14 protein-coding genes and 2 pseudogenes are annotated in these 16,002 nt (G+C 32.1%); 9 read left to right on the top strand and 7 right to left on the bottom strand.

Features of this window, described 5'->3' with window-relative positions:
- Positions 1–30: 30 nt before the first annotated feature.
- Positions 31–1,485, top strand: a complete 1,455-nt coding sequence (locus tag ACK1U5_RS04860; protein WP_000162820.1) for a pyridoxal phosphate-dependent decarboxylase family protein — start codon at positions 31–33, stop codon at positions 1,483–1,485.
- A 111-nt stretch (positions 1,486–1,596) separates the two neighbouring features.
- Here the strand turns inward: ACK1U5_RS04860 and ACK1U5_RS04865 are convergent, their stop codons facing one another.
- Positions 1,597–2,553 (bottom strand): alpha/beta hydrolase, encoded by a 957-nt coding sequence (locus ACK1U5_RS04865; RefSeq protein WP_000857941.1) that lies wholly within the window; start codon positions 2,551–2,553, stop codon positions 1,597–1,599.
- Positions 2,554–3,208: 655 nt separating this feature from the next.
- The gene (locus ACK1U5_RS04870) at positions 3,209–4,210 is read right to left on the bottom strand and encodes an alpha/beta hydrolase (RefSeq protein WP_069604870.1); all 1,002 of its coding nucleotides are present in this window, start codon (positions 4,208–4,210) and stop codon (positions 3,209–3,211) included.
- Between the two features lie 554 nt (positions 4,211–4,764).
- Here ACK1U5_RS04870 and ACK1U5_RS04875 point away from each other — a divergent pair.
- Together ACK1U5_RS04875 and ACK1U5_RS04880 are read left to right on the top strand one after the other, a co-directional pair.
- Entirely contained in the window at positions 4,765–6,195 is a 1,431-nt protein-coding gene (locus ACK1U5_RS04875; RefSeq protein WP_001010215.1) for an ABC transporter permease, read from the top strand.
- Between the two features lie 11 nt (positions 6,196–6,206).
- Entirely contained in the window at positions 6,207–6,884 is a 678-nt protein-coding gene (locus ACK1U5_RS04880) for an ABC transporter ATP-binding protein (protein ID WP_000447862.1), read from the top strand.
- A 295-nt stretch (positions 6,885–7,179) separates the two neighbouring features.
- Here ACK1U5_RS04880 and ACK1U5_RS04885 read toward each other — a convergent pair whose 3' ends face one another.
- The 4 genes and pseudogenes from ACK1U5_RS04885 to ACK1U5_RS04900 all read right to left on the bottom strand — a co-directional run bounded on the left by ACK1U5_RS04885 (position 7,180) and on the right by ACK1U5_RS04900 (position 10,011).
- Complete coding sequence (locus ACK1U5_RS04885) at positions 7,180–7,362, bottom strand: hypothetical protein (protein WP_000273229.1); 183 nt, start codon at positions 7,360–7,362, stop codon at positions 7,180–7,182.
- Between the two features lie 201 nt (positions 7,363–7,563).
- Positions 7,564–7,839: pseudogene (locus tag ACK1U5_RS04890) on the bottom strand (DinB family protein); the annotation flags it as partial.
- Between the two features lie 41 nt (positions 7,840–7,880).
- Complete coding sequence (locus ACK1U5_RS04895; RefSeq protein WP_061139208.1) at positions 7,881–9,353, bottom strand: sensor histidine kinase; 1,473 nt, start codon at positions 9,351–9,353, stop codon at positions 7,881–7,883.
- On the bottom strand, positions 9,346–10,011 hold the full coding sequence (locus ACK1U5_RS04900) for a response regulator transcription factor (protein ID WP_000800727.1): 666 nt from the start codon (positions 10,009–10,011) through the stop codon (positions 9,346–9,348). Before ACK1U5_RS04900 ends, ACK1U5_RS04895 begins: the two co-directional genes overlap by 8 nt.
- Before the next feature lie 446 nt (positions 10,012–10,457).
- On the opposite strand from ACK1U5_RS04900, the gene ACK1U5_RS04905 reads away from it, so the two are divergent.
- From ACK1U5_RS04905 to ACK1U5_RS04915, 3 genes are all read left to right on the top strand, one after another.
- Positions 10,458–11,150, top strand: a complete 693-nt coding sequence (locus tag ACK1U5_RS04905; protein WP_025966146.1) for an HAD family hydrolase — start codon at positions 10,458–10,460, stop codon at positions 11,148–11,150.
- A gap of 320 nt (positions 11,151–11,470) precedes the next feature.
- The gene (locus ACK1U5_RS04910) at positions 11,471–11,974 is read left to right on the top strand and encodes a MepB family protein (protein ID WP_001058867.1); all 504 of its coding nucleotides are present in this window, start codon (positions 11,471–11,473) and stop codon (positions 11,972–11,974) included.
- Positions 11,975–12,163: 189 nt separating this feature from the next.
- A complete protein-coding gene (locus tag ACK1U5_RS04915) occupies positions 12,164–12,931 on the top strand; it encodes an arylamine N-acetyltransferase family protein (protein ID WP_000202771.1) in 768 nt (255 codons plus the stop codon).
- A 20-nt stretch (positions 12,932–12,951) separates the two neighbouring features.
- On the opposite strand, the gene ACK1U5_RS04920 is transcribed toward ACK1U5_RS04915, so the two are convergent.
- Positions 12,952–13,134: a hypothetical protein gene (locus tag ACK1U5_RS04920; protein WP_001147162.1), complete on the bottom strand. Its 183-nt coding sequence runs from the start codon at positions 13,132–13,134 to the stop codon at positions 12,952–12,954.
- Between the two features lie 142 nt (positions 13,135–13,276).
- Here ACK1U5_RS04920 and ACK1U5_RS04925 point away from each other — a divergent pair, with 142 nt between their 5' ends.
- The 3 genes and pseudogenes from ACK1U5_RS04925 (at position 13,277) to ACK1U5_RS04935 (ending at position 15,816) form a co-directional block, all read left to right on the top strand.
- Complete coding sequence (locus ACK1U5_RS04925; protein WP_000110843.1) at positions 13,277–13,930, top strand: YdeI/OmpD-associated family protein; 654 nt, start codon at positions 13,277–13,279, stop codon at positions 13,928–13,930.
- 126 nt (positions 13,931–14,056) lie between these two features.
- Entirely contained in the window at positions 14,057–15,172 is a 1,116-nt protein-coding gene (locus tag ACK1U5_RS04930; RefSeq protein WP_000844391.1) for an NAD(P)/FAD-dependent oxidoreductase, read from the top strand.
- A gap of 216 nt (positions 15,173–15,388) precedes the next feature.
- Positions 15,389–15,816, top strand: a pseudogene (locus ACK1U5_RS04935) (NUDIX hydrolase).
- Positions 15,817–16,002 lie beyond the last annotated feature (186 nt).

The following is a 16,002-nucleotide window of genomic DNA, read 5'->3' on the forward strand; positions in this document are numbered from 1 at the left end:
GCCTTTTTAAATAGAATAGGAGTAAATCAAATGACAAAAAAATTACAGTTATCAGCCGAAGAAATGCGTCAGTTAGGATATCAAGCGGTTGACTTGATTGTTGATCATATGAATCATTTAAAAAGTAAACCAGTTTCAGAAACGATTGATAGTAATATTTTTAGAGACAAGCTAATTGAAACGATTCCGGAAAACGGATCTAATCCAAAAGAATTACTTCATTTTCTTAATAACAATGTGTTTAATCAAATTACTCATGTGGATCATCCTCATTTTATGGCTTTTGTGCCAGGTCCTAATAATTATGTTGGTGTATTAGCAGATTTTTTAGCAAGTGGGTTTAATGTATTTCCTACAGCTTGGATAGTAGGTGCAGGTGCCGAACAAATTGAATTAACGACAATTAACTGGTTAAAATCAATGCTAGGATTCCCTGATTCAGCTGAAGGACTATTTGTCAGTGGTGGTTCCATGGCTAATTTGACTGCACTTACTGTAGCGAGACAGGTCAAGCTGAATAATGACATAGAAAATGCGATTGTTTATTTTTCTAACCAAACTCATTTTTCTGTAGATCGAGCACTTAAAGTATTAGGTTTTAAACAGCATCAAATTTGCCGAATTGAGACAGATGAAGACTTAAAAATTTCAGTTAGTACTTTAAGAAAACAAATAAAAGAAGATCGATTAAAAGGGAAAAAACCATTCTGTGTTATTGCTAATGCAGGGACAACGAATTGCGGAGCGGTGGACTCCCTCGATGAATTGGCTGATGTATGTGGTGATGAAGATATATGGCTACACGTGGATGGGGCTTATGGGGCTGCAGCAATTCTCAGTGAAAAAGGAAGGGAGTTATTAAGTGGAATTCATCGTGCCGATTCTTTAACGTTAGACCCGCATAAATGGCTTTTTCAGCCTTATGATGTTGGTTGTGTACTTATTCGAAATAGCCAATATTTAAGTGAAACATTCCGTATGATCCCAGAGTATATTAAGGATACAGAAACTAATATAGAAGAAAAAGTGAATTTTGGGGAGCGTGGAATTGAACTTTCTCGTAGATTTAGAGCATTAAAGGTATGGCTTTCTTTTAAAGCATTCGGAGTTACAGCTTTTCGTGAGGCAATTGATCATGGCATTATGCTAGCTGAACAAGTTGAAGAGTTTTTAAGGAAAGAAAAAGATTGGGAAGTAGTAACACCTGCCCAATTAGGAATTGTTACTTTTCGTTATATTCCATGTGAGCTAACATCTACAGATACAATTCATGAAATAAACAAAAAATTGGTGGAAGAAATTAATCAAAGAGGATTTGCTATGCTAAGTACGACTAAATTAAAAGAAAAAGTAGTAATTCGACTTTGCTCTATTAACCCAAGAACAACAAAAGAAGAAATACTTCAAATCATGATGAACATAAAAGCATTAGCAGAGGAAATAAACACATCGCCTAAACATCTTATATCTGTTTCTCAACCTTGATATATTAGGCGGATTTTACATATTAATAGCCGATTCTTATTTAGAATCGGCTATTATATTTAAATGATAAATACATATATACTATTTATAAGTGTTTCTCTTGTAATGGGATTAAGCCTCAACCTTGGATACTCGTTTGAAACCAGTCTTTATTGCTTGTACTATTTCGTTCACAGCATAAATAGATACATCGGCATTTGGATTTAACCCTTCAAACCAGTGATAGGCATTTGGATATAAATGAAACTCCACATCAACACCAGCTTGTGCTAGTTTGCTTACATAGGTTAATGTTTCGCTGCGGAATGGATCTAATTGACCAACAAATGTGTAAGTATACGGTAAGTCACTATAATCCTCAGCTCGAGAAGGTGCTGCATAGGCAGGGATTTGATCCGTTCCATACATTTCTCCTAAATACATTTTCCAGCCAGCTTCATTTGCCTTTTGGTTCCAAACAAATCCCTCTTTAATTTCATTCGCTGAAGGTGTATCATTTCTGTCATCAATCATTGGATATAGTGGCATTTGTAAACAAATTGAAGGATATTTTCGATCTCGTGCTAATAATGATAATGCTGCTGTTAGTCCACCGCCAGCGCTTACTCCTGCAACCCCAATTCGATTCGAATCAATGTTTAATGACTTTGCATTATCAGCAATCCATTTTAAAGCTGAATAACAATCCTCAATTGGTGCTGGGTAAGGGTGTTCAGGTGCTAAGCGGTAGTCTACAGACACAATCACACAGCTAGCTTCTTTTGCAAACCTCATACAAGTATCATCGTTATCATCTATAGACCCTAAGATATAACCTCCACCATGTATCCATAATAAGACAGGTAAAGATTCATGATTTGATTTTGGACGATAAATTCGTAATGGTAACGGATTATCATCAGGCCCAACAATGACTTTATCTGTTAAAGAAAGAGAGTCATCAACAACGGTAGGTGGTCTCATTTGAGCTATTCCTTCTCTAATTGATTGCAAATTTTCTGGGCGTAAATCGAGATCCGGAAACATCTCTAACCCTTGTAATAACTCTGGATTTACTCTAGTTTTCATTTTAGCACCTCTATTTGTAATTGTTTTCAAATAAATGAAGTGTATTCTAAGTAGTTTAATTGTGAAAGAACACCACAATTAAATTGTAAATTGGATATGTTATAACGGTCAACAGAATATTCGGAAATTAAAACCTTTCTCAAGAAGGAGTTTCATGCAATCAATAATACAAGTAGTGGATTTAAGAGCAAAGTGGTTTAATGTCGTTGTAATTATGTACATTAGAAAAATTTATTTTTGAGTCTAGAAAAGGATTAGATTCTTTTCTAGACTCATGAAGAATTATGAAAAGCAAAATTTTATAGATAGTTATCTTAAAAATAAACAAAGAGAGAAGAACTAGCCAATGTTCTTCTCTCTTTTTCATATGTAATTAGGGTATCCATAACTGTAAATACGGATGGTATAGATTTATGGATGAATAATTTATTTTTAAATTAATAACGTAATACATAAAGATTTTTGTATGTAATATTGCATATACAGGGACCACTGGTGAAAATGCTGAGCAATGTTTTTCCATATGGTAAATTAGTTCCTTATTTATTTTATTTCATTTTCAATCGTGTAAGGCTTGGGGCTAAGGTTTACAAAGGTGACTAGTAAAAAATATAACAATATAAGTATAAGATTTTGTACTTAGTAATCTCGCGATTTAAGGCATGGCATTGGATAAGTGCGGGGCGTTCAATCGATTTTGAATAAAATTGATAGTATCAGTTGCAATTTTTTTACGTTTAAGAACGATCCCGGCATGCCCGCATGTATAAATATATCGTGTAGGTTTTTCCCAAGCTTCCCACAAGTAGTCTGTATCCTCAGAATGCACATATAGATCGTGCTTACCTGAAATTAATAAAATATTTTCTTTTTGTACTTTTGGCAATGCTTGACTCGGTTCAGTGATTTTCCAATAATCTATTAAATCATCATACGTAACACCATGATGTTCCAAGTCTTCTCTAATAAATTTACCTGGAGTTGTATTCCAAATAGAATAAGAAAGTCGATTTGCATAGAAAATGGATGCTAACACATCAATTTCTTCTTCAACAAGAGAGGTTAAGTTAGTAATAAATCCGCCTAAACTAATTCCTATTAGAATCAGGGGCCCCTTTTTATTTGCTTTAATCCATTTAATCAAAGCTCGTAAATCAGCTACCGCTTGTCTAGTTGCTTGTAATGTTCGTTCAATATTTGCACTTACCATATACTCTCCACTGAATAAGGATTGATCGGGTTTTCTTTCAAAATGATAGGGTAGAGTGAAATAATACATATTCCACTTCAGGCTGGTCATATGATCGTGGAATATTTTTTTCACACGTTCGTTAGAATCCATTCTCCAACCGTGAACAAAGATAACATGAGGTGCATTTTCATTTTTATGTAAGAATAATTCCCCAGTTACAGAGTCGTTGCGTGAATCACCGGATTGAACCGAACTTTTATAGTTGAATTGCCCAACCATGTATTCATTTTCCTGCTTTGAATGCTTAATGTCAAAATGAAAATGTGATGGTTTTACTTTATAAAAAGATTCTATGTTCTTTATATTTAATGAAGTGTTAGAAAGGGAAGTAAACTGAAATGCTACACTTCTTTTTTTGTGTAAATCATATAAGGCGTACCGATCAATGAGTTTTGAAAAAATCAAATTAACCTCCTCCAAAATACATATTGTTTAAAACATAGACAAAATTTATGTTTTAAATTAATTAGGAAATATTCTCTTTTCCTAATAGTAGGTGCTTGAATTATAAAAATAGGTGATAAATTTGTATATTATATTATAAATCGTGCAATAAAATAAAACTATAAATAATTTATATTAAAATTTAAGAAGAATGTTAACTTGTTTCTTTTCTTATTAAAAGATGTAATTTCTATGAGGAACTTAAATTCCCATCTAGATATTCACAAATAGCTTCTCTATATTTATTGTATAGAAATTATACAATAAATATATTTTTTATATTATATACATTAAATTAAGCTTAACCTCTCTTTTCTATAAGTCTCTTAAATTGACTAACTCCTTACCAATATTCAAAAACGACTGCATTTTTGAATTTGTGTTCTAGTTTTTCTTGAACAGGTAAATGAATAACTACACATAAACTCCTTATATCTCTAGTTAAACTACCGATTAGCTCCATATAAACTCTAGATAACCTATATAGAATACAAGTTATCAAGGAGGTAAGAAAAATGAATTTTATGAAACGAGCAATTCTCAGTATGAAAAAAAGGATAGGAACATCATTAATTTTGATGGCAGTTTTTCTGATTGTTACAAATTTGGTTCTTTCAGGTTTCACAATCCAAAATGCATCAAAAAAAGCAGCGGATGCTGCAAGAAAAAAACTTGGTGCAGATGTTACTTTAGGTCTTGATTTCGACAAAATAGGTCAAAAAGCTAAGGAAACTGGAGAAATGCCAAATCCGCCGCAGCTCGATGCAAAAGAAACAGATCAATTAGCGAAGTCCAAGTATGTAAAAGATTATAATTACATAGCTAACACTTTCGGTATTTCTGATGGGCTTAAACTAGTAGGAGCTTCAGAAGGAGAAGAAGAAGGAAAAGGTAAAGTGGGAATGACGGCTGCGCGAGGCGGTTCAAGCTCTGGTACAGAAATAGATATGAATGCTTCTTTTATGATTGAGGGAGTTCGCAAGACTGCATTACAAGAAAGCTTTAAAAACGGAAAAAGTAAAATCATTGATGGAAAACCAATAACAGAGCAAATGAAAGATCAGAATGTAGCTTTAATGGAAAAACGATTAGCGGAATTAAACAATTTGAAAGTAGGAGACAAAGTTAAAGTACAATCAGGGGATAAGAAGGAAACTCTTGAGGTTGAAATTATCGGCATTTACGAAACAAATGAGCAAGCAATGGGTCAACAGGCTCCTCCTATTATGGATCCAGCTAATAAACTATATATGCCGCATTCAACTATGAAAAAATTAGAAGTAGACCAAGGTATAAGTAGTGGTCAAGTCGTGTATTTCTTGAATGATCCACAATATATTGATGCATTTAAAAAAGAAGCAAAAAAATCTAACATTGATTTTAATTATTATAAATTAGATGCGCATGATTCATTGTACAAGCAAATGATTGGTCCTATCGAAAATATCTCTTCGACTTCTCAAATGATTATTTATATTGTATCGATTGCAGGTGCAATTATTTTAGGATTAATCATTATGCTATCAATTAAAGGACGTCGTAAAGAAATGGGAATTCTATTGTCTATTGGAGAGAAAAAGTGGAAATTGATAGCGCAATTCGTAGTAGAAGTAGTGTGTGTCGCTATTTTAGCATTTGGATTATCCATAACAACAGGAGCTAAAGTTTCTCAATATATCGGAGATAATTTACTTTCGAATGAAATTGCTACTGCAAGCGAAGAAACAGATACTTCGCAACATGGTACTGTAATGATGGCTGGATCTGGTGGTACTCTACAAAATCAAAAAGAAGAACCAATTGATAAAATTGATGTAAGTGTAACAGGAGAAGATGTAGGGAAAATGGGTGGAATTGGACTAGCTATTGCTATAATAGCAACGCTTCTTCCGGCATTATCTATTCTACGTTTAAACCCAAAACAAATTCTTTTAAAAGATGAATGAGGAGGCTTACTATGGAGACGATTTTACAGTTTAAAAATTTGGATTATTATTATGAAAGTAATGGAAAAAATGTAGCGATACTAGAAAATGTTAACTTTTCTTTTCAAAAAGGACATTTCTACACGATTTTAGGACCATCTGGATCTGGTAAAACCACAACTCTAAGCTTAGGTTGTGGACTAGATGTCCCTAAAAATGGTTATGTACTGTATAATGGCAAAGATATTAGAAAAATTGGTTTGGATCGATACCGTAATCAAAATGTATCTGTAATTTTCCAATCTTATAACTTAATAACCTATATGACAGCTCTTCAAAATGTCTTAACAGCAATGGAAATTACAGGTGTTAAAGTGCAAAATAAAACAGCAAGAGCATTAGAATTGTTAGAAAGGGTAGGACTCACAGAAGTTGAAGCGAAACGAAACGTCCTGCAACTAAGCGGTGGACAACAACAGCGTGTAGCAATTGCTCGAGCACTATCTTGTAATGTTGATTTACTGATTGCAGATGAGCCGACAGGAAACCTCGACGAGGAAACCGCAATGGATATAATAGAACTATTTCAAGAACTTGCACATAAAGAGAATAAATGCATTATTGTTGTGACGCACTCACAGGCGGTTGCTAAAAAATCAGATCGTGCAGTGTATTTAAGTAAGAAGAAGTTGGTCGTAAATGAAATCTAATATAAACATCGTAGTTATTTAATTCACATAATTTTCGAAATCTACACCTTTCAAAAGTTTATATTTGATTTATAATAATATCAAGCCATAATCAAAATGGTCTCCCTGTACTGAATGTTAAAATAGTTTGTCGTTCCCGTTTTAATAATATTTGAAAAAGAACTTGTAGGATATTCTACAAGTTCTTTTTATTATAATTGGTTACCTATATCATGGGATAATCACATATGAAAAACGAGACAGTACCTAGATATATAATCTAAATGCTGTCCCGTTTAACTGTGTATCTGTATAGTTATTGCAGAATTAAACCTACAATCATAATTAAACTAAATACTATTATCCAACCAAACGCACAATAGCCAAAAATTCTAATCCATTTAGGTAATTGATTCATGTTAATTTTATTTGAGGGAACTCCCTGCATAGAAAACATCATTTTTTGATCTCTATCTCTATTATTTTGTTGTTCATACATAATATCATCACCTTTCCAGAACTATTGCGTTTATAGTATATCAGCCTAAAGAAAATTATGTACAGAATAAGAAGGGATAGCATAAATATTATGTGGTGAATTTTATAAATAAATGCATTTAATTGCCATGGTTCTAAGCGCTAATTCGTTATAAATACTGAAAAAGAGCACTACATAAATAGGACTCATTTTCTTCAAATATTAAGTTGCTGGATATAAATCAGAACCAAGGTAACGTTCTTTTATAATTTGAAGATGATGAAGCTCATGACCAGCAATGATGTATGCTAATGCACGAACTGTAACTTCAGAATTATTCGCATTTCCTCTTTGTGACCAAGCTTCTTTATCTAAGCTTCTAAGTAAATACAAGGTAGATTGGCGAACAACTATTAAATTCTCAAGAAGATTTTGCATAGATTGCTTATCAAAAGCAGCTCTAAGAACATACATATCATCAAATGAAAAACCTGTTAATAAATTTATACTTACTACAAAAACAAACAAACTCGTCCTATTTAAAGGAGAGTTTGTTTGTTTTTATGTTTAGATAATGGAATACTCATGTAAAATTGCACACTATGTTCCATATTTTTTATTGAATACTTTATATCTAGCGTTTCAAGAATTTGTTTAACAATATATAGCCCTAAACCATTTCCTCCAGTATTTCGATTTCTTGATTTTTCAATTCGATAAAATGGTTTGAAAATTTGTTGTAAATCTTCATCTTTAATATTGACACCTGTATTTATAATTTGCATTTCGATTTGACCTTGTTTCGAATCCTCACTTAACTTTATATAGACTTTTTCATTATGTGGTGAATACATAACCGCATTGTGAATAATATTTTTACATGCTTTTTCTAAAAGAGCACAATCGGTATAAATAGAAAGGTCAGAATCAATTTCTTTTATTATTTCAATGCTTTTTTGAGAAGCAAAAAATTCGAGATCTTTTGTGATTGCACCTATTAACTTTGAAGGATTAACTTCCTCTACTTTTAGTTTGAAGGTGTGTTGTTCTAATTTCGATACGCTTAAAATTTCACGAACTAATTGTTCCATACTTTCAATAATTTGATGATTTTTCTTTAAATATTGATCGCGATTTTGATAAGGGCCAATATTGTATATCATTCCTTCTAAGTATCCTTTCATTACAGTAAGAGGGGACTTTAATTCATGTGCTACAATCGCAAAAAACTCTCTGCGTTTTGTTTCTATTTCTCTTTCTTTTTCAATATCATTTTTTAATTGTTCATTTACTTTTTTCAAATCAAACATAGCTTGTTGCAAGTTAATAGACATGTCATTCAAACTATTAGATAATTCTCCTAACTCATCTGTAGAGCGAACCTCAATTTTTTCGGAGAAATCTAAATTTGCCATCTTTTGTGCACCTTCATTAATATAAATAAGTGGCTTTGTAATAAACCTGGAATAAAAATAAGCACTTCCTATACCAATAACGAGCACAATGATACTAATATAGGGGAGAAAGCGTACTAAAACCTGTGAAGCTTCATCAATCGGTTGAAATGTAGCAAACACTATAAGCGTTAAACTACCATCTTGAAATTGAATTGGTTTCGTAACGTTATATGAATTGCTAAGGGTACTTGCATTCTCGAATCGTGTTGCTTTAGTAACTACTGTTTTTTGCGTACCACTTTGAATAAAAGAAAATGAAGGAGAGTAAATAATTACTCCTTCTTTATTTTGAAGATAAAGCATCGCATTATTTTTTTTGGCGTATTCATCAAAAAGTGGTATCGCATCTTGAAACATAAGATTTTTAGATTTATCAATGATTTCGTTTATCCCTGTTTGAAGTTGATCTGTTTTATATTGCTCATAAAACGTCGGAAGAAAGAAGTATAAAGTTAAATAAATCAATACTGCAAAGGATAATAAAATGAGAGATGTAGTCATAAAGAGTTTATAAGTAATTTGCTTCATTTTCATGAGTTTCACAATACTATTCATCAATTTTATATCCAATACCCTTTATTGTTTTAATATAAGGGATAGCTAATTTTTTGCGTAGGTTTTTAATATGTGTATCAATTATTCGTGTTTCTCCAAAATAATCGTAACCCCAAACCTTTTCAACGATATTTTCTCTTGTGAGTACTTTTCTCTCATTTTGAAATAGTAGTTGTAGAATTTCAAACTCTTTTGTCGTTAATATAATTTCAACGTCATTTACATATACTCTATATGCATCCACATCAATACGCACTTCTTTAAATATCAAATGATTATTTACATTTTTATCATAACTTCTTCTAAGTACAGCTTCGACTCGTCTAATCAAAACATGAAATGAAAAGGGCTTTGTTATATAGTCATCGATCCCAAGGTCGAATCCTTTCATTTGATCTTCCTCTTCTTCCAACGCAGTTAGCATAATAATTGGTACGTTTGACTGACTTCGGATCATTTTAGAAACTTCAAACCCATTAAGATTGGGCATCATGACATCTAGAAGAATTAAATCAAATGATTGCTTATTAAATTGTGTCATACCCTCTAGTCCATCTGAAGCGACTACCACTGTATAATGCTGTGTCATTAAAAATTGTTTAATTAATTCCTGAATTTCTTGATCGTCCTCTACCACGAGAATATGATAGTTTTTCATAATATCACCTCTGGTAGTCATTATAGCCTTACTATCTGGAGTTTATGTGGAGATACAATAGGAACTCCATAGGACGTTTAACGTAGTAGCTCCATTTTCAAGATTGTGTATTCTCCATAAAAAAGTATTATTACCCATATTCCTTTTTTATGGAGAAATATTTGTGCGCTTGAAAAAACTTATTATATAAAAAGCTAAACAATTAATATTTACAAAAAACTAATGTATAATAATGTAAATTGCATGTAGTTTTTTAAACTGTTTGAACATATACTTTTGATACTTTACTAGAAGGGGAAAGGGAGAGGAATTTAAATATAAAAGAAGCCAGCGAAATTTTAGAGCTTACGCCACAAACTTTTTAGTTTTTTTGCTAATTTAGTAAAGGCCTAAGGTGCAAACAAGGGATTATTTAAATCATGTGAGAAAGGTTGTGAAATTATTTGATGGGTTATAAAGCGATGCTGTTTGATTTAGATGATACGTTAATTGATAGGGATAAGGCAGTAGATAACTTGTTTTTATTAGTTTTAGAAAAATGTTATGAGGATGTTAGTGATACAGTCAAAAACAATATGTTACAGAAATTCAAAGAATACGATAAAAGGGAATACGGCATTAGTGATAAAACGATAGTTTTAGAATCATTATTTGATGAATTCGCGCCGAAATATAGATTGCCACACAATTATATCCAAGATTTTTGGAATGAAAATTTACCTAAATGTTTTTCAATAGACCAAAATACTATTCATTTCTTAAATCAAATAAAGAAGCACTTTAAAGTTGGAATTATAACAAATGGCTCAACGCATAGACAAAAAGCTAAAATAATTAACACGAATTTAAACAATTACTTTGATACGATTATTATTTCTGAAGAAGTAGGATTGAGTAAACCTGATAAACGTATATTCCAACTAGCATTAAATAAGCTTAATGTGCAATCAGAAGATGTATTATTTATTGGAGATGACTTAGAAAAGGATATTGCTGGTCCTCAAAATGCAAATATAAAAGGTGTGTGGTTTAACCCTCAGAAAATCAAGAATACTACCAAAATACAACCATATGCCGAGATTAACACTTTGGATAGTTTGTTAAGTTATATTACTCCACAATATTTTTATAACAAGTAAAAGTAATTCTGTATATACATATTCAAAAATATAAAAAAGAGAAACTATCATTAATTTCATTGACCGTATTAGTAATAAAAAATATATATTTACAATAAAAATAGAGGCAATTTTTTATAGCTGTGGCTAATTTAATCTATGATTAATACGAAGTTTTGTAAAACAATTTTACTCGTACTGTGTAAATTGAAAAACTAAGTACATTAAAGTAATAATTATATCCTGCTAAATTCCCCCATTGCACTTAGTTCATAATTATATACGATATAGAAGAACTGATGTTTGTGGTAAACTAAGAGATGAATAAAGGGGGAGTTTTCTTGAACAATTTTAATAATATAATCCAAAATTTAAATAATATAGTTTACAAACCTAACAATTTAATGATTACGAATCTAAAAGAAGAAAAGCAAAACGCAGAATATGCAGGATGTTTATTCCACTTAAATAACAAAACCATTCGTTTTAGAAAATCAAAAGTTACACCTAATAAAACTGGTCAATTTGTTTCTTTTTGGGAGAAAGATGAAAATATGCGAAATAGAGCGTTCTCTTATAAAGCTGCTCCTGATTTATTAGTAATCACTTGTATTGCTGATAATAAACTAGGACAATTTATTTTTCCTAAAGAGATTCTTCTTAAAGAAAAAATATTGAGAACCCAAAATCAAACAGGGAAAATGGCAATGAGAATTTATCCTGTTTGGGATACCACTGTTAGCAATCAAGCTAAAAAGAGTCAAATGTGGCAACTTCAGTATTTTGTTGATTTAAGTGATAGTAATAATTTGCCTATAGATAAACTATTAAATTTATATTCGTAGCTTTTGATCTACTCCAAAAAGAAGTAATTACAGAAAAGGCATTTGTAATGACGCCTTCTATTAATTTACCCCGTGAATCGTAATTTTTGTACCGGTACAGTTAAATGAAATGTACGTTGTTACAGTGCCTCTTAAAATTTACAATCAGCATATAATATTTTAACTTATACATTTTAAGGGGTGCTGACTATGACAAGTCTACAACATAAGCTTTTTACAAGATTGAATCTTGCAAAGCGTACTGAAGTGAAGTTTGAAGAATTGAATACAATTCTCTTTACATTTGCACACACTATACCATTTGAGAATTTAGATGTTATAGCACGAAATACGAATCAAATCTCTCTGGAAAACTTACGAGAGAAAATTTTAACTAGTTCCCGTGGTGGACTTTGCTACGAATTAAATACTCTTTTTTACTATTTCTTAAAAGACTGTGGCTATGATGTACAACTGGCATTAGGTACGGTGTATAAAAATGATATAAATGCATGGGCACTGGAGGATGGCCATATAACAATTATTTTAACTTATGATAATCTACAGTATTTAATTGATGTAGGTATAGCTTCGTTAGTACCTCTTGTTCCTGTACCTTTTACTGGCGAGTCTGTTTCTTCAAAAAATGGTTCGTACCGAGTGAGACGAAAAGATACAAGTAAAGGAAATTATGTTTTAGAAAGAATAGATACTGATGGAGAATGGAAAATTTGTCATGCTTTTTATAAACCTAATATTGATGAGATAGTAATAAACGATGTTCAAAGAAGAGTGATAGAAGATGAGAAGTCTATTTTTAATAAAGGACCAATTGCAGTAAAGTTGACGAACTCCGGTCATATTTCATTAACGAATACAAGTTTAACTGAAGTTGTTCATGGGGAAAAAACTAAGCGTGAAATTACAGAAGATCAATATAAAGAGTTTTTATATACTTTATTTGCTATTAAGTTATGAATAATAAAGATAGCCGGTTCTTATTCAGAAGCGGCTATCTTTATTATTTTTGGTGTAAATGGTTTTCTTCTAATATGTTTCGGAAACTGCGGTATAGTTAATGTTTTTAATGTTTCCTTCGCTTCTTCATATGTATGAAAAATTGGTTCTTTTCCATCATCCCCTTGTAAAACTAGCCCTTCATCTCGGATTACATATGGCATAAAACCACCCCATCTAGTAAAGAATTATATTCTTTTGCAGCAGAATAATACGATTTAAAGTTGATTTTCTTAATACATATAATACACTAGAACAGTACGCAAAAGTATGTACAATGAATTTTGAATGTAAAGGAAGATTAATATGTCAGTTATTGATAAATTGAAACTTAATAAGTATACAAATATGGTCGTTATTAACGAACCAAGTGATTATGACATTTTTACAGGTAAAGAAACTGCATTCTCAAAAGAACACGATGCTATCTTTATATTTGTAGAAACGCTTGATGAAATGGTGAAACAAACGAATTTTATTATAAGTAATGAAGAATTACTAATTGAAAAAGGTTACGTATTCTTCGCATATCCGAAAAAAGGTAATGCTCGTTATAGTACGTTTATTCACCGTGATGAGATGTTTCCGGCATTAAATGTTGGAGAAGATGGTTATGTGGGAGAAAGTGATATTAAATTTGCACGAATGGTAAGTATGGATGAAGTCTTTACTGTTGTAGGTTTAAAACGCGAGAAGAAAAAAATAACGAAAACATCTGCTATGAGTCAATGTGTTGCCGATTATGCAGATCGAATTAAAGATGTTGAAGCATTATTAGCTAATCATCCGAATGAACTTAAGTTTTATCAAAGTTTAACGCCTGGATATCAGAAAGATTGGGCACGTAATCTTTTTTCTGTAAAACAAGAAAAAACACGTGAAAAACGTCTAGAGAAAATGATAGAGATCCTTTCACAAGGCTATAAAACAATTGAATTATTCCGTAAGAAGAAAAAATAATGATTAAGAAAGTCACAATGCTGCAACAATTAATTGTGATGAGTACATTGAAAAAAGTATTCCTTCTATTATACTAAGGAATGTTCTTATATTTATATAATTAGCAAAAGAGAAAAGGTGTTTGAGATGAAATCGTATATTGTAGTTGGATCTGGAATTTTAGGAGCGTCTACTGCTTATCATCTTGCTAAGGCAGGTGCGAATGTTACTATCGTGGATCGCCAACAATTAGGGCAAGCAACTGATGCAGGAGCAGGTATTGTATGTCCATGGCTATCGCAGCGTCGTAATAAAGCATGGTATAAAATTGTTAAAGGCGGTGCACGTTACTATTCTTCGTTAATTCAGCAATTAGAAGAAGACGGTGAAACTGACACAGGATATAATCGTGTAGGTGCAATTAGTTTACATACTGACGAGAAAAAGTTAGATCAAATGGAAGAGCGAGCTTATAAACGACGTGAAGATGCCCCAGAGATTGGTGAAATCACTCGCTTATCAGCTGAAGAAACAAAAAAATTATTCCCAGCATTATCAGACGAATATAGTTCTGTTCATATTAGTGGTGCTGCACGAGTAAATGGAAGATTATTACGCAATGCATTAATAAGTGCTGCGAAAAAACATGGTGCAACTTTAATAAAAGGCGATGCTATATTAGTCCGTGAAGGAAATCATATTACGGGAGTTACAGTAAACGATGAAACAATTTTAGCGGAAAAGGTTATTGTAACTGCAGGCGCATGGGCGAACGAAATCTTGAATCCATTAGGAATTAATTTCTTAGTTACATTCCAAAAAGGACAAATTGTTCATCTGCAAATCGAGAATACAGCAACAGAAAATATGCCAGTTGTTATGCCACCGAACGATCAATATATTTTAACGTTTGACAATGGGCATGTCGTAATTGGTGCAACACATGAGAATGATACTGGTTTCGATCATCGTGTAACAGCAGGTGGTTTACATGAAGTATTCCATAAGGCATTAGCAGTTGCACCTGGCTTAGAAAATGCTACAGTGCTTGAAACGAGAGTTGGATTCAGACCATTTACACCAGGATTCTTACCTGTTATCGGACCACTACCTAACTTTAAAGGAATTCTCGTTGCGAATGGATTAGGAGCTTCGGGTTTAACAGCTGGTCCATACTTAGGAGCGGAACTTGCTAAATTAGCGCTGGGACAACCAATTGAGTTAGATTTAAATGATTATGATGTTGCTGGCGCAATTGAATAATATAGGGTACTGCTAACATTTAGGAAGAACCATGCTAAACAAATTCGACAAGGAATAAGCAGTTTTCCCTCTGTTAAGAGTAAGCCTGTTTATGAAAAATAAAATTCTTTAAAAATAGAAGGCCGACATTATAAACCTGCATTAATAATGTAGAATTGTGATGTCGGCTCTTTATTTATATTTATTTAAAACTTATTTTTGAGAGGAGCTTAAGCAATGAGAGCGCCATATCAAGTATTGATATTTCCTTATATAAAAACTACTGATTCCATTCAATATGCTATTTTCAACCGAAGTGATTATAGTTATTGGCAAGGAATAGCTGGTGGCGGAGAAGTCGGTGAGATTCCTATTGAATCAGCAAAACGGGAAGCGTTTGAAGAGGCTGGTATTACAAGAGAATGTCCATATATACAATTAGATTCTGTGTCTTCACTACCCGTAGAGGATTCCTTTGGGGAGAAGAGGTTTATGTAATAAAAGAATTTTCTTTTGGAGTTAAAGTCCCTACAAAAAACATATCATTATCTAAAGAACACTTTAATTATAAATGGTTATGCTTTGAGGAAGCAGTAACGCTTTTGAAATGGGATAGCAACAAAACAGCATTGTGGGAATTAAACAAAAGACTATTAAAACAATAAAAGTTTTTGCTGACAAAAATAGTTGTGGAAGAAGAATTGAACCATTAACAAACCCTTGCTACATTTCTAAACAATGTTTTAGGTTATAAAATAGAGTAATATAGATTTGGCATGTTATGCTAAAATTCGCTTAGTGTATATTTTCGTTAAAATGTGGGTGGGCCCCCTTTTAGCAAAACCGGAGTG

Source organism: Bacillus sp. XB1 (assembly GCF_053557995.1).

Bases quoted from the DNA above. Each gene is read 5' to 3' on its own strand.
- ACK1U5_RS04880 (WP_000447862.1), top strand. From the start codon at position 6,207: ATGGAGACGATTTTACAGTTTAAAAATTTGGATTATTATTATGAAAGT.
- ACK1U5_RS04885 (WP_000273229.1), bottom strand. From the start codon at position 7,362: ATGTATGAACAACAAAATAATAGAGATAGAGATCAAAAAATGATGTTT.
- ACK1U5_RS04875 (WP_001010215.1), top strand. From the start codon at position 4,765: ATGAATTTTATGAAACGAGCAATTCTCAGTATGAAAAAAAGGATAGGA.
- ACK1U5_RS04905 (WP_025966146.1), top strand. From the start codon at position 10,458: ATGGGTTATAAAGCGATGCTGTTTGATTTAGATGATACGTTAATTGAT.
- ACK1U5_RS04915 (WP_000202771.1), top strand. From the start codon at position 12,164: ATGACAAGTCTACAACATAAGCTTTTTACAAGATTGAATCTTGCAAAG.
- ACK1U5_RS04930 (WP_000844391.1), top strand. From the start codon at position 14,057: ATGAAATCGTATATTGTAGTTGGATCTGGAATTTTAGGAGCGTCTACT.
- ACK1U5_RS04895 (WP_061139208.1), bottom strand. From the start codon at position 9,353: ATGAATAGTATTGTGAAACTCATGAAAATGAAGCAAATTACTTATAAA.
- ACK1U5_RS04925 (WP_000110843.1), top strand. From the start codon at position 13,277: ATGTCAGTTATTGATAAATTGAAACTTAATAAGTATACAAATATGGTC.
- ACK1U5_RS04865 (WP_000857941.1), bottom strand. From the start codon at position 2,553: ATGAAAACTAGAGTAAATCCAGAGTTATTACAAGGGTTAGAGATGTTT.
- ACK1U5_RS04900 (WP_000800727.1), bottom strand. From the start codon at position 10,011: ATGAAAAACTATCATATTCTCGTGGTAGAGGACGATCAAGAAATTCAG.
- ACK1U5_RS04860 (WP_000162820.1), top strand. From the start codon at position 31: ATGACAAAAAAATTACAGTTATCAGCCGAAGAAATGCGTCAGTTAGGA.
- ACK1U5_RS04920 (WP_001147162.1), bottom strand. From the start codon at position 13,134: ATGCCATATGTAATCCGAGATGAAGGGCTAGTTTTACAAGGGGATGAT.